Origin of the sequence: Halobacillus litoralis (assembly GCF_009856445.1) — a bacterium.
Classification (GTDB): Bacteria; Bacillota; Bacilli; order Bacillales; family Halobacillaceae; genus Halobacillus; species Halobacillus litoralis.
The window spans coordinates 873,811-886,467 of the sequence record NZ_WMFA01000002.1; the positions used below are offsets into that span (position 1 = coordinate 873,811).

The following is a 12,657-nucleotide window of genomic DNA, read 5'->3' on the forward strand; positions in this document are numbered from 1 at the left end:
TCGTTTCTTTACCATAGAAATTATATCATTCTTCAGCGTTGTATGATAGCCGTCGGCAAGATTAAAAATATCCGCGTTCTCTACCCCACTCAAGAAATAAATCATAGTCTTCATATACCTTTTTCTCATAATGGTCGGCCCAGACACAGAGTTGCTGGCGGAACCTCTTCTTCTCTGACCCAACCGCTTCCATGATGCTGTCTTCACTATGATAGTCAAGTACACCTTCAGCAATATCCACATCAGCCCTTGCATGGATTTTCGCACTCACTTTAGCCATTATCTTTACTGTCTTTTTGACAGACTTAAGCTCGAGTAAATGCTTCTCTTTCACATCTTTGGAAAAGGGAGAGCGTTCCCGCACATAAAAATCCTTTCCATCCATGGTGAAAAAGCCGAGAAAAGGATCGGAAAGGTGGTGCATCGCCTGTTGCGTGTGAATGACTCTCCTTCCCTGATGTTTGTGATCATTCCAAAATGTCTCATCATAGGGAAAGAAATAAGCAGGTATTGGGGTTCGTGCTTCTTTTGCTTCAAGGATGATATCATCCTCATGGTCCTCATTACATGAGCCTTCAATAAGAATGTAATACCTTTTCAAACCAGTCGATCCAATTCCCGCTCCTGTCTTTTTGACTACATCTTTGATCCGGTAATAATCCTTCGCCTTCTTTTTCTTTCCATCCAGCGAATGATAATAGTCGTCCCACGCTCTTTCTAACAATCGTCTCTCGTGTTTAGGAACAGAAGTCAGCTTGTCCTTCCCTATATCAAAAGATCGTATGGAATCATGGTTGATGATGGTCTGCTTTTCCAGTTCGTGTGACAAGCTTCTTTGCTCCGCTTTTTTTATCGCTTTTTTGACAGGCCCTTTTGTGGATTCTTTCGTGAATTGAACTTTTTCAGGACTTAATTCACGATCATGATAGGCTTGCATTTGTTTTACGTAGGTTTTCAAATATCGCTGAACCATCTCATCCTTAGCCTCCTCATCATATGAAAGGGAGTTCATCATCAGGCGAATACTAACGACCATCCTTAAGACGTCATAAAGATAAGACCCAAGATAACCTTCATCGAAGTCATCCACATCGAAGACAATCTCTTTGTTTTCATTTTGGAAGACACTGAAATTATTGAAATGTAAATCTCCCATGATCCATGTCGGTCTGTCCGCCGGTGTATGGAAGGTAAATGGCAGCTCTGTCGTATCATGAAAGAACAAATAGGCACTTCCTCTAAAAAAGCTGTACGGATCTTCTTTCATTTTACTGTACTTCTTTTTACGCTCTTTCTCCGTCAATCCCATTAAATCCTCATCAAACTTGTCTAAAACGGTAGAAAGCGAATCCTTTCTCAATCGTTGTTTGGTTTCACGCATCTGTTTTATTTTTGGGTCCATCATCTACCCTCCCTTGAATATAAGAAAAAGCGATTGCCTTAGAAGCAATCGCTTTTTTTATTATGACTCTGCTTTATAGTACAAACTATTGTTCTCTACAACTTGCAGTACTTTGTTTTCTTCTTCCATATCACTTCCGCACATTGGACACTTCTTATTATTATTGGTTCTGAAGTTGTCTCTCATCCAACAGTTACAGTCCTCGGAAGTACAAACCCAAATCTTTGTATCTTCTTCTTTAATCTCAGCCTGATTTTTCTTTCCGAAAGCCATCGGCGTAGCCCCCCCTTTAGAATGTCATGATATAAAAGAGACTGACCTTCAAAAGCCAGTCTCTTTCTATTTTTTATTATAGTTTCGTGACGTTTGCAGCTTGTGGTCCGCGATTGCCTTCTGTCACTTCAAACTCTACAGCTTGACCTTCTTCTAGAGACTTGAAGCCTTCTTCGTTGATCGCGCTGAAGTGTACAAATACATCATCTTCACCTTCAACCTCGATAAAACCAAAACCTTTTTCCGCGTTAAACCACTTCACTGTACCTGTTTTCATAGGGATGGATCCTCCAATGTTTCAAAAATTAATATGCGTTTTGCAATAAAGAAAAAATCACATATTATAAAAAGTACCAATAAGATTGATCACTCTTTATAATAGGTGATTGGAAGTGCGAACTTCTGAATATTGGTAAATTTTATCCTTTTATACACTATACTATGACTCACCGGTGAAGTCAAGCAGAGCGCGCGATTAACCGTTACACGACTAGTATATACAGTGAGAAGGCGAATTATTCCATTCCGTCAAGAACTTTCTATAATGGCACATGCGATTCGTTTCCCTGCATTTCCGCTTGGCTGGGACTGGTAGTCATCAGGTCCTTCATGGATAATTACTGATTTTCCAATGATGTCTTTCACCTTAAAGCGATCCGTAAAAAAAATCATCCTTGCTCTTCCTTGATTGGAAAACAACACAGGAAAGTCGCCTGCATGATTCCCATGCGGCTGATCGTCTGGATTCCAGTGACCACCTGCAGAGACGAAAGGGTCTTTGCCATCCCCAATTTCGCATACCCCTTTTTCATGAATGTGAAATCCATGAGGTCCAACCTGTTTGCCGTTTTTTGTTTTCTTAAAGTCAGGCAGTCCTTCTACCTGGACGAAAATTTCGACCCCGTAGGGCATTTGGTAAAATTGGATGGTTCCTTTCAGATTAGGAGCAAGTGGACTGCTTAAAAATTTTGCCTGCGCCGTTTCAGAAGCATACGTTTGTCTGTACGGACCGTTTTGGATATACAATGAATAAAATCCTCCTTACTTTTTATGATGCTGACCTCCGCTTCCCCTTCATACCAATAGCAGTGGCACAACAAATCCCCCTGTTCCGAGGAGGAGGAAGAAATCCTTAGAAGAGGGGGATGCTGATGTATTACCTTATGTGCGAATGGACTCATTTAGAACTTTGGAATTTTTGAAAGGACCCTTTCAAGATCCTTGACGTTTTCTGGTCGTTCAAGATGAGACTGAATCTGTATAAAGTGATCCGCTGCATCTTCTTTCCATATGTTCATACATTCCATGTATCTTCTTTTCCACAACTCTGTATAATGATCGACGACTACAGATTCAAGCGCATCCAATTGTTTTTTCAATTCAATAGTAAGGATGGCTGACATCGATTCCCGCATGTCTTCCTTCTCATTTCTTTCAAAGAAAGCTTTAGGATTTCTGAACAATTTACGCAGTTGCGCTTTTTCTTTCTCATGAATGTCAACTTCCCCACTGAGAATAGGGAGAGGAAAGCTTCCTTCTTCTATCCCTGACAGTTGAAGAGTGGGACGAATTTTGTATAGCTCACTTTCGATACGCTCTTTGGTTTGATTCACTAACTGGTCCATGAAGTGCTCCATACGCACGCAAACCGCTTTGACTTCCTGAAGCATTTCAAAACTCAATTCCTCAAGAAGCTGTTTCTGAGCCACTTTCAATGACTCCTTTTCGTCTCCTTGGTTCTGAATGGTTGCTGGATTGAAGTGCCGCTTGAACAAATCATTGAAATTAAGCATCATTCGTTCATGAACAAAGTGAATCTGTTTATTGGCTTTGTTCTGTATGGCATCTTCTGCACCCTGGTCGAAATTCTTTTGAAGACTTTCAGAGATATGGTGGTGTTCTTTTTTACTCTTTTCTATTTCTTCAAGGCGCTCTTGGTCGTTCAGTTTACTTGCAGCGATGAAGTTCTCAAGCACCTGTCTGACACTCTTAATATCCTCATTGATTGCATGAATCATGATCTCTGAAAGGTCTTCATGCAGGAAAGAGTGAAAGCTTTCTTCAAAAGCTTGAATACCTGAATCCTTTTCCGCTCCTCCCATCTTCTCTTCCAGAGCTTGCAAACTTGAGAGGGAGAAAAGTTTAGGGTGACGAATTTGAAATTCGTTCAATTGACCTTTCACATAACTTTCCACCTGTTTTCGTTCCTCTTCGGATGAGGCCAAATCAGCTGCATTAATAAGGAAAAACATCTTATCCAGACTGAAACTATCCTTCACACGGCCTAATTGCTTAAGGAAGGCTTGATCAGCATAGGAGAATGGATGATTGTAATAGGTAACGAATAAAACCGCATCCGAATCCTTGATGTATTCAAAACTCACATCTGTATGACGCGCATTGACAGAATCTGCTCCGGGTGTATCAACGAGAGTCACTCCCTCTTGCGTCCACGGACAGTCATAGAAAAGTTCCATAGATTCGATGAAACAGGATTTCTCTTCTTTGGAAACATACGAAGAAAATTCATCCCATGAGACATCGATGCGTTTCCCTAGATTGTTTTTCATACTCGGATAACCGTCTATGAAAGCGCGTAAGAACGAATGTTTCTTATGGTCAAGCGGCTGCCAGTCCGTTTCATTCAAGCTTTTAGTTTTTGCATGAACATCTTCTAATGTGGAAGCGCTGAGATTAAGGGATTCAAGAATGGGAGATAAATCTTCAAACATCTCTTCTTCTGTCTTAATATAAGCGTCAATGGACCGATCTTTCTTATCTGAGCGGGGTGGCGAAATTTTATTGATCGTCGCTGTCGTCGGATTAGGCGAAACAGGGAGCACCAAATCTCCAAGCAAAGCGTTAGCAAAACTGGATTTCCCTGCACTGAATGCTCCAAATAAGGCAATCGTAAAATGCCTGTCATCCAGGCGGTCCCGTTTTTTCTTCAATTGACTATATAAGCGCTTAGTCCCTTCCAGGGAATGGATGTTTTCCAGCGTTTCATCCGCCCTGTGCAGGGCCTCTTCAATGGAAGAACCACTGTTTTTAGAAGGCGCGGGATGAGGCGGAAGGTCTTCTTCTTCAACGGCCGATGATTCAATCCGAATTTCATCCACATTTTTATGAACGAGTTTCTCTTTTCGTTGCTTCCAGGATTCACGGATCACTGCAGCATTTTCTTCCGACCTACCTTTTTCCAGATACTCATCTAGGTGGTGACGGTAGTTTTTAATCCTTTCATTCAGTATTTCCAATTGTTTATCTATTTCCTGTATGTTATCAGCCGCTTCAAATACTTCTCTGTGCTGATCTGCCATTGCTTGTTGACTGGACGCTATAGCCCGAAGGAATAATTGCTTCCATTCTTGTATGAAGCGTCTCGTTTCCTTTTGGATATCTTTGGCCACATCATCGGTATAGCGTAAAACATAGGAACCCGTGACAGACGCGCCTCGTTCGACAAGAGCATGTAAGCGTTCCTTCGGGTAATGAAAAGCCTCTTTTTGAACCTTTTCAAGCAGGTTCTCATCGCTCACTGAATAATGTTCCATCAGCTGAACCATTCGTTCACGAAGTGGCCAGTACAGGTTTTTCTCCACAGACTCTGTAAGCTTCTTATAAAACGCTTCCTCTCTTGCCAACCGTTCTTCTTCTGTTTTCTTTTGTGTAAACAGAATACCTACCTTAAAGTCCGGTTGTACCGACTCTAAATAAGCCTCCGCATATTCACGGAGGGAGCTCGGCATAAGATAAGCGTTTGATATGAATTGACTGACTCTTTCCTGAAAATCTGCTTCCGCCTTTTCATAAAGAACTTGCTGTTCTTCAAGCTCTTTAAGATGAAAAGGGCTTTGTTTGATCGTTTCTTCCCATTTTTCCTTTTCTTCTCGAAGTTGGGCCATCTCATTTTCAATAAGATCCGAATACTGCCTCACCGCTTCTTCAGCGAGCCACTTCACCTGTGTATCCGCTTGTCTCTCCAATTGGGAGGATGAGAAAAGCGTACGGAAATCCTTCTTCAACGTTTGAAACTCATTGAAAGGAAGAGAATAATCTCTTAAAGATGTAAAATAGATTTCTTCAGGAGAGATGCCCCACTTCTCAAAGGCGTTTGTTACTGTTTTTTGATAGGCTTCAAAGGAAAGTTCTCGTTCTACATGTTTATCCACCTGGTTGATGACTACGGAAAAAGGCGTCTGACGTCTTTGCATTTCCAGTAAGAACGTGAGGTTCACTTCAGACTGTACATGGTTATAATCCATGACATAATACATGTAATCCATTAAATGAAGAGAGGATTCAGTGATCAACCGATCGGCGTCATTCGTTGAATCCACCCCGGGTGTATCGACAATCGACACATGGGAAGGCAGGGACTTTCCTGGTTGTGAGATTTCAAGTCCAGTAATTTTCTCCCCATCTTTACAGAGCGCCTTGATGGTTCCAAGATCAATCTCTGCATCATAACGGACGATCGATCCATCCTGGAAATAGACAAGCGTATAAGGATCGCCTGTCTTCAAGCGGACAATATTCGCACTGGTGGGAATAGGGCTTGAAGGGAGAAGATCATTTTCTAATAATGTATTGATCAGTGTCGACTTTCCAGCTGAAAAATGACCAGCAAAGCCGATGATCATTTCTTCTTGAATCAATTTTTCATACAAATCCAATACTTTCTCTTTTTGGTCTTCATCCCCTTGATCTTTTAAAAAAGCGTATAAATTCTGAATTTTATCAATGCTTAGATCTGTCAAATGGCTCATGTCTTGTCTCCTTTGCCGTACAATATCCTCCCTCATTCTACTCTTAAGAGCTGTGTTTACTCAAGGGGGAGATACTTAAAACGATGGAGTATCCATATAGGGAATCGTTTCATCCGTATCCAATGCCCCATGAATCCTACCAGGAAGAGAAGGGCTCCCATTCAGCCAATCCTTAAATGAGATCCTGGATGGTACCGTATCTCCACCGAGTCCAAAATGAAGAGTCAATGATGCAGGACTGTAGCAGGCTGTGTGAATGGTACCGCTCCATTGTTTATAGCCATGAGAAAAGATGGGTCCGTAAGAATCATTTAATAAATGAAAAGCTTCTAATCCATTAAGAACATAGGCTTGACGGCTTTTGAGGTCATCCAGTCTCTCGTGTGTGTCTGATAGATGCCTGCGGTTTTCCTTAGCCATTTCAGTGAAATGATTGGTACAAGCCGTCCCCTCCTTTACACTAACCCCTCGAGGAGACCCTTCAATGATTTTAGACGTGCCTCCCGCATCAAAAACGACATAGTTAAACGAGTGTCTATGAGGAAGTTTTTTTAAAAGGTGAACCGCTTCCCTGGTCGTTTTACATGTTTCTAAGACCATTCGTGTCAGTAAACAACATATAAAGCCGTCTCCGGGATGAATTCTGTTCACGAAATTATACCCAATACACAGACCATGTTCGTTCATGCCGTCAGTGCGTCCTATAATCCGCTGTGATGGTCCGATGCTTGCATATCCATCCTTGGGTTGAAACAAAACTAAGCGCCCCTCATACGTTGTGGGGTGGTAATCATAATTTCTCGCAAAATATCCGTTTCCCGTTAAAATGGAACAGCCCGAACCTTCCCAATCCTGCTGATACCCACTGTATTCATGAATGACTTCAGCCAGCGGCCACTGTAATCCTTCAGCAAGGCCTCTAAGCTCTTCAAAGAGACCTTTGCAATAAAAGTCCATTTGTTCCTTAACTACTTTAATGTCAACATCATAGCGAAGCTTTGAGCGTTTTCGTCTTTGTTCATGATGTTTATACAACAGCGTACGTTTTAAACGCTCTCCTTGTACGTACCCGAAGTCATCATGTCGACCGCGAAAAGCGATCAGCTGAGAAAAAAAAGGTTTCATTTTCCTGCCCACATCTTATGCAGCTCGGGATGATGGAGGATATGGTTGTGATCGACTCCTTGAATGATGTCGACCTCAACATTCCACTGCTCCTTCACATACCGTTTGAACTTGTCGTGTAAGAGAACCTCATCCTCACTCCCCACATAAATGGACACTCGATCTTTTATATCAGTCAATAAATGGGAAGGGATTTTTTCGAGGAACCTTGAGATGAGGAGGCGGAAGCTCAGCGTTAGTTTTTCACTTTTATTAAACTCATCCGGAATTTCCGCAACTGTCCGATTATTGAACCGATGGATATTCATCTTATACAAAGTCATGAGTAGCATGACTTTTTTGTCGAACACCGTATAATCAACATCGGTTCGATCGGTAGACTGCTCTGTCGCATCATCATGGTAGACAGGCAGAGTAGGATGAAAAAAGGGAGCGATAAATAAGTATTCGCTCGCTGCACTGTTGTTTTTTTTAATCAACCTTAACAAGTTCGCGCATCCCATGGAGTGTCCGGCCAGGGTGATTTTTTCATAGCCTTTCTTTTCAATGAAATGAATGAAATCAAATAAATCGTCATCATACTGGCCTATATATTCAAGGTCCCCTCTCCTTGGACTCTGATCGTATCCTCTTAATACAGGAAAATAAATGTCAGCTTCACGGAGACATTGATCAGCAAACGCTTCATGATGATGATACTCAGCGGTGATTCCATGGACCATAATAATGGCTTCTTTGGATGATGGCCTCTCCTTGAGGACTGTATATTGCAAACGTGTGAAATCTCTTGTCATATAACCAGACCACTTGGCGTCTGTCATTGTCTCCATCCCTTTCTTTGCAAGTACGTTTTAAACTCAGGCACTTTCCATTCTTCCATGAATTTATATTCTATGGATTTCATGTAGTTCTCAGAGAGGTATTTCAACCCTCCGCGATGAATTTCTTCTGCATAATGGAAGGGAGGTGCAATCTCCGCTTTCTTTTCTATGACAGTGAACGAAAGAGCCTGAAAGGTGATTCCATCGTCTCCAGTCACATGAACAATCGTTGGTCTATAGACTCTCGTTTCCACGCCTTCTCTTTGATATAAATATTCGCGTGCCTCCTTTCCAACTTCATAGACCACCCCTTCTACGTGATCCCCGGGATGTTCAGTAATATCGGCTCTTGAACCGTCTTCAAAATGAGTGGAAAAGGCGAGCCTGTATCCATTGAGCTCCCCCTTTCCTTTAATAGATGTAAAGAGATGGTCTACTCCGTGGTCGCATAGCCTGGAATTGTCCATACATGAACCATAGGCAAAATAATGAAGGCGATCTTTTTGAATATAGCGATGGACCTTCCAATCGTGATTATGGACAGCTTCACCTTTAGCTTCACGGGGCCAGTAATAGACAAACGCTTCAGTAACTCCATGAGGTGTGGAAACTTCACTCCTCTCACGTACAAAATAAGGGTCCTCCGAAAGAGTAGAATAGCCTTCTAACTGATCCAACTCCTTCAGTAATGACGAGGGAATCTCGTATAATTCTCCATAAGTAATCTCCTCTTCACTCTTCACTAGAAGCGGATAATAAGAATGGCCAGTATATAACTTTCCTTTCACAAAAGCTTGTTCTGAGAGACATGTTGCTTCTTTCATAAAATGATGATTCTCCTGGTTTTTGCATAGAGAACCGTAAACAAAAACGTTCATTCCATTGTTCCTCCTACTACAGATCTTTAGCTGATAAAAAGTTCTTCGTTGATCTTGCATGAATCACTGCGTTTTGTACGGCTGTTTCCACCGCTCTTACAGCCATGACACCAAGGCTGTTATAATCACAGGAAATTTTTCCTGATCCCATAAAAAACAATGTATCGCCATCCACAAACGTATGGGAAGGACGAATGGTGCGTGCAAGTCCGTCATGGGACATGGCCGCCAGTTTATTTGCTGCTGGTTTATCTACAATTGCATTTGTAACGACCGCACCAATGGTCGTATTCCCGCGAAAACGATTCGTCCGCCCTTCCAAAACTTCATCCATCATCACTTCTTCACTATTTAAGAAGGTTCCCTTTTTCTGCATACCGGCGATTATTTGACCGGTTTCCGGGTTGACGACATCACCAAAACAATTAACGGCGACGACAGCTCCCACTTTCACGTTTCCGATTTGAATGGCAGAGTACCCTAACCCACCTTTCATACTGAAAGAAGGTCCTTTTCCTTTTCCGACGGTCGCCCCTGCACCTGCTCCGAAATTCCCCTGTTTTAAATGGGAATGATGAAAAGCAGATGCTGCAGCTTCATACCCCATTGTAGCATCCGGGCGCATGTCCTGGTCGTCTTCTCTTAAGTCAAACAAAATTGCCCCGGGGACAATGGGAACTCGAGTTACTCCTACATCAAAACCGACTCCCGCCTCTTCCAAATATTTCATTACTCCTGTACCGACCTCAAGACCAAAAGCACTTGCTCCAGCCAGAAACACACCGTGAATATGATCAACGAGGTTTTCGGACTTCAAAGCATCGGTCTCTCGCGTACCAGGAGCACCGCCCCGGACATCGACTCCTGCTGTGGCCCCATCTTTATTCAGGATCACTGTGCACCCTGTGTGACAATCTTCACTTTCTTTTTGTCCAAAAAAGAATCCTTCTATATCGGTAATTTCAATCTCCTTCACTTAAAACCACTCCTTCTAAAGGTTTGCCATAATCTATTTGTGGGGAAACAAGAGGATAGATGAGGAGGTATAAGAATGGAAAACAATCAAATAACCGTACACGGACATGTTCAAGGCGTCGGTTTCCGGGCAGCTACCAAACAAATCGCTGAACAAATAGGTATTTCAGGATGGGTGAAAAACCAACCTGACGGCACCGTTCTTATTGAAGCGGAAGGGGAGCATGGGAAACTACAGGAGTTTATAAAAAAAATTGATGAAGGTCCTACACCTTTCAGTAAAGTCGAAGCTCTCGACGTGAAGAATAAGGATATCTTAAATAATTATAAAAAATTTAAAGTTGTACAATGAAGATGACCGCATTCCTGCGGTCATCTTTTTTTCCTTTTACTTTTGATGCATTGGACGAACAATGACTTCATTCACATTCACATAAGAAGGTTGGGTCACAGCATAGGAAACGGCGCGGGCAATGTCATCCGCTTCCAGAGGGTCCATACTACGGTTTTTGAACATTTCAATGACATCTCCGTCGGTAATGTGGTCGGTAAGCTCCGTATCCACTGCCCCAGGAGAAACGTTCGTTACACGTACACCTGATTTCGAGAGTTCTTTTTCCATACCCATCGATAGGGCTTTCACAGCATATTTTGTCGCGCTGTAAACGGTACTGGATGGAAAGACTTCATGTCCCGCAACGGAAGAAACATTGACGATATGGCCGGACTCCTGTTCAATCATTGTAGGAAGACTTGCATGGATGCCATACAACACCCCTTTAATATTGACATCGACCATCTGCTCCCATTCATCTACATGATCATTCTTTAAGAAGGAGAGCAACATGACTCCTGCATTATTGATGAAGAGGTCCACCGTGTTGAACGCTGATTTCGTTTCGGAAACAAGCTTCTCAACATCCTCTCGTTTCGTTACATCTGTTTCTATTACTTTCGCTTCTACATTGTATTGTTCAGTAATTTCCTCTGCTAATTCATTTAACTTCTCTGCTCTTCGGGCGGCTAATACGACATTTGCACCTTCATTCGCTAGATGATGAGCAATGGCTTTGCCGATGCCGCTGCTTGCCCCTGTTATAATCGCTGTCTGGTTTTTTAGTTTTGTCATAATTTATGTCCTCCCTTGTTATGATTCCTTTTCTATCTACCCTGCATAAAGAAAAAATATTCACACAAGAACCAACTGACCCCTGATGAAGGCTTTACCCTTCAAGATATAAAGCAAATGGAACCTTTGATATAGAGGTGGTTTCACACGGTTGGCTGCTACATCAAATCTCTCACTCTACCCCTGTTGCTACAGGGATCTCTTGAAAGTAATTCTTCACCAAAACCCTATTTAGGGAACAAAGAAAGGCTGGTATAAAAAAGACCGCCTCTTAGGTTAAGAGACGGTCTGGTTATGATACTTATTGTTCTTCAAAGAACTTACGGTTAATCTCGATGTATGGAGTTTCTTCTTCTGGTACCTCGTCTTCGATATAAATCGCTTCAACTGGACACACCGCTTCACACGCACCACAATCTATGCAAATCGCAGGGTCGATATAAAACATATCTTTCCCTTCTTCGATACAATCAACTGGGCACACATCCACGCATTCACCAGCTTTTTCATCTTTACAAGGGGATGTGATTACAAATGCCATATCTATTTCTCCTCCTTTTATAGAATTTCGTGTGCTTATAAAATACTATTCACCCTTACCGGCTAAGATAAACACCACAATATACTATAACGATTTTGATAAAAAATCGCAATTCCCGTAGTGGTTCGACCTTTTTCGCATCGAACGAAAAAAGAAAGGGGAAGAATGGAATCAGTCTTCCCAAATTCGTTCGACTGTATATTCTCCTCCTTGTTTTTGCACAAGAAAAACATCTGGACGGGAGAGACGCTTCCATTCATAAAAACCGATTTCACGGTTATATTTCTGCAATAATAAGGCGAGCAAATTCCCATGAGTAACAAGGAGAACGTTTCCACAATCCTCATTTTCAAGTTCATCAATCAGCGAAAGGACACGTTTTTTCGCTTCTGAAGAGGATTCTCCTCCCGTTAGTTTCAGTTCAGGGTCGACGAACGTATCATGCAGGACTTCTTCCCAATCATCCAGTGGTTCATGGCTTAGGACACGCTCCTCTAAACGTTCATCCATTTCGATGGTCACATTATTTTTTCTGGCGAAAGGCTTAATCGTTTCAATCGCCCGCAAATAAGGACTTGATAAGATACGATCGATGTTATGACCGTAATTTTCTAAAAAAGTCGCAAGCATTTGGGCCTGTCTGATGCCCATCTTTGTTAGTGGGGAATCTTCATGTTGACCTTCCGTTTCACTGTGACGCACTAAAAATAATTTCTCCATTGCTACCCATCCTCCCCTTTCCAT

13 protein-coding genes are annotated in these 12,657 nt (G+C 42.1%); 1 reads left to right on the plus strand and 12 read right to left on the minus strand.

The features are described 5' to 3' along the window. Nucleotides 1-61: 61 nt before the first annotated feature. From GLW00_RS09635 to GLW00_RS09675, 9 genes are all read right to left on the minus strand, one after another. The gene (locus GLW00_RS09635; RefSeq protein ID WP_160913423.1) at nucleotides 62-1,402 is read right to left on the minus strand and encodes a DUF2252 domain-containing protein; all 1,341 of its coding nucleotides are present in this window, start codon (nucleotides 1,400-1,402) and stop codon (nucleotides 62-64) included. Between the two features lie 60 nt (nucleotides 1,403-1,462). Then, nucleotides 1,463-1,675 carry a cold-shock protein gene (locus GLW00_RS09640; protein WP_089652505.1) on the minus strand — a complete coding sequence of 71 codons (213 nt, stop codon included), beginning with the start codon at nucleotides 1,673-1,675 and terminating at the stop codon, nucleotides 1,463-1,465. A gap of 76 nt (nucleotides 1,676-1,751) precedes the next feature. Continuing rightward, complete coding sequence (locus GLW00_RS09645) at nucleotides 1,752-1,952, minus strand: cold-shock protein (protein WP_027954344.1); 201 nt, start codon at nucleotides 1,950-1,952, stop codon at nucleotides 1,752-1,754. A gap of 251 nt (nucleotides 1,953-2,203) precedes the next feature. Then, the gene (locus tag GLW00_RS09650) at nucleotides 2,204-2,701 is read right to left on the minus strand and encodes a superoxide dismutase family protein (protein ID WP_160913425.1); all 498 of its coding nucleotides are present in this window, start codon (nucleotides 2,699-2,701) and stop codon (nucleotides 2,204-2,206) included. Between the two features lie 155 nt (nucleotides 2,702-2,856). Continuing rightward, nucleotides 2,857-6,444: a dynamin family protein gene (locus GLW00_RS09655; protein ID WP_160913427.1), complete on the minus strand. Its 3,588-nt coding sequence runs from the start codon at nucleotides 6,442-6,444 to the stop codon at nucleotides 2,857-2,859. 75 nt (nucleotides 6,445-6,519) lie between these two features. Beyond that, nucleotides 6,520-7,569 carry a C45 family autoproteolytic acyltransferase/hydrolase gene (locus GLW00_RS09660; RefSeq protein ID WP_160913429.1) on the minus strand — a complete coding sequence of 350 codons (1,050 nt, stop codon included), beginning with the start codon at nucleotides 7,567-7,569 and terminating at the stop codon, nucleotides 6,520-6,522. After that, on the minus strand, nucleotides 7,566-8,390 hold the full coding sequence (locus GLW00_RS09665; RefSeq protein ID WP_160913431.1) for an alpha/beta hydrolase: 825 nt from the start codon (nucleotides 8,388-8,390) through the stop codon (nucleotides 7,566-7,568). The genes GLW00_RS09660 and GLW00_RS09665 overlap by 4 nt, the downstream gene beginning before the upstream one ends. Beyond that, nucleotides 8,387-9,268: a gamma-glutamylcyclotransferase family protein gene (locus tag GLW00_RS09670; RefSeq protein WP_160913433.1), complete on the minus strand. Its 882-nt coding sequence runs from the start codon at nucleotides 9,266-9,268 to the stop codon at nucleotides 8,387-8,389. Before GLW00_RS09670 ends, GLW00_RS09665 begins: the two co-directional genes overlap by 4 nt. A gap of 16 nt (nucleotides 9,269-9,284) precedes the next feature. Then, nucleotides 9,285-10,244 carry a P1 family peptidase gene (locus GLW00_RS09675; protein WP_160913435.1) on the minus strand — a complete coding sequence of 320 codons (960 nt, stop codon included), beginning with the start codon at nucleotides 10,242-10,244 and terminating at the stop codon, nucleotides 9,285-9,287. A 75-nt stretch (nucleotides 10,245-10,319) separates the two neighbouring features. On the opposite strand from GLW00_RS09675, the gene GLW00_RS09680 reads away from it, so the two are divergent. Next, the gene (locus tag GLW00_RS09680; RefSeq protein ID WP_160913436.1) at nucleotides 10,320-10,595 is read left to right on the plus strand and encodes an acylphosphatase; all 276 of its coding nucleotides are present in this window, start codon (nucleotides 10,320-10,322) and stop codon (nucleotides 10,593-10,595) included. Between the two features lie 36 nt (nucleotides 10,596-10,631). Here the strand turns inward: GLW00_RS09680 and GLW00_RS09685 are convergent, their stop codons facing one another. The 3 genes from GLW00_RS09685 to GLW00_RS09695 all read right to left on the minus strand — a co-directional run bounded on the left by GLW00_RS09685 (nucleotide 10,632) and on the right by GLW00_RS09695 (nucleotide 12,633). After that, nucleotides 10,632-11,372, minus strand: coding sequence for an SDR family oxidoreductase (locus tag GLW00_RS09685; protein ID WP_160913438.1), 741 nt, complete (start codon nucleotides 11,370-11,372; stop codon nucleotides 10,632-10,634). A 301-nt stretch (nucleotides 11,373-11,673) separates the two neighbouring features. Beyond that, entirely contained in the window at nucleotides 11,674-11,913 is a 240-nt protein-coding gene (locus GLW00_RS09690; RefSeq protein ID WP_089652514.1) for a ferredoxin family protein, read from the minus strand. A 171-nt stretch (nucleotides 11,914-12,084) separates the two neighbouring features. Then, entirely contained in the window at nucleotides 12,085-12,633 is a 549-nt protein-coding gene (locus GLW00_RS09695) for a histidine phosphatase family protein (RefSeq protein WP_160913440.1), read from the minus strand. Nucleotides 12,634-12,657 lie beyond the last annotated feature (24 nt).

Excerpts from the sequence above, each read along its gene's own strand:
- GLW00_RS09635 (WP_160913423.1), bottom strand. The coding sequence starts at position 1,402 with ATGGACCCAAAAATAAAACAGATGCGTGAAACCAAACAACGATTGAGA.
- GLW00_RS09640 (WP_089652505.1), bottom strand. The coding sequence starts at position 1,675 with ATGGCTTTCGGAAAGAAAAATCAGGCTGAGATTAAAGAAGAAGATACA.
- GLW00_RS09645 (WP_027954344.1), bottom strand. The coding sequence starts at position 1,952 with ATGAAAACAGGTACAGTGAAGTGGTTTAACGCGGAAAAAGGTTTTGGT.
- GLW00_RS09655 (WP_160913427.1), bottom strand. The coding sequence starts at position 6,444 with ATGAGCCATTTGACAGATCTAAGCATTGATAAAATTCAGAATTTATAC.
- GLW00_RS09660 (WP_160913429.1), bottom strand. The coding sequence starts at position 7,569 with ATGAAACCTTTTTTTTCTCAGCTGATCGCTTTTCGCGGTCGACATGAT.
- GLW00_RS09665 (WP_160913431.1), bottom strand. The coding sequence starts at position 8,390 with ATGACAGACGCCAAGTGGTCTGGTTATATGACAAGAGATTTCACACGT.
- GLW00_RS09670 (WP_160913433.1), bottom strand. The coding sequence starts at position 9,268 with ATGAACGTTTTTGTTTACGGTTCTCTATGCAAAAACCAGGAGAATCAT.
- GLW00_RS09680 (WP_160913436.1), top strand. The coding sequence starts at position 10,320 with ATGGAAAACAATCAAATAACCGTACACGGACATGTTCAAGGCGTCGGT.
- GLW00_RS09685 (WP_160913438.1), bottom strand. The coding sequence starts at position 11,372 with ATGACAAAACTAAAAAACCAGACAGCGATTATAACAGGGGCAAGCAGC.
- GLW00_RS09690 (WP_089652514.1), bottom strand. The coding sequence starts at position 11,913 with ATGGCATTTGTAATCACATCCCCTTGTAAAGATGAAAAAGCTGGTGAA.
- GLW00_RS09695 (WP_160913440.1), bottom strand. The coding sequence starts at position 12,633 with ATGGAGAAATTATTTTTAGTGCGTCACAGTGAAACGGAAGGTCAACAT.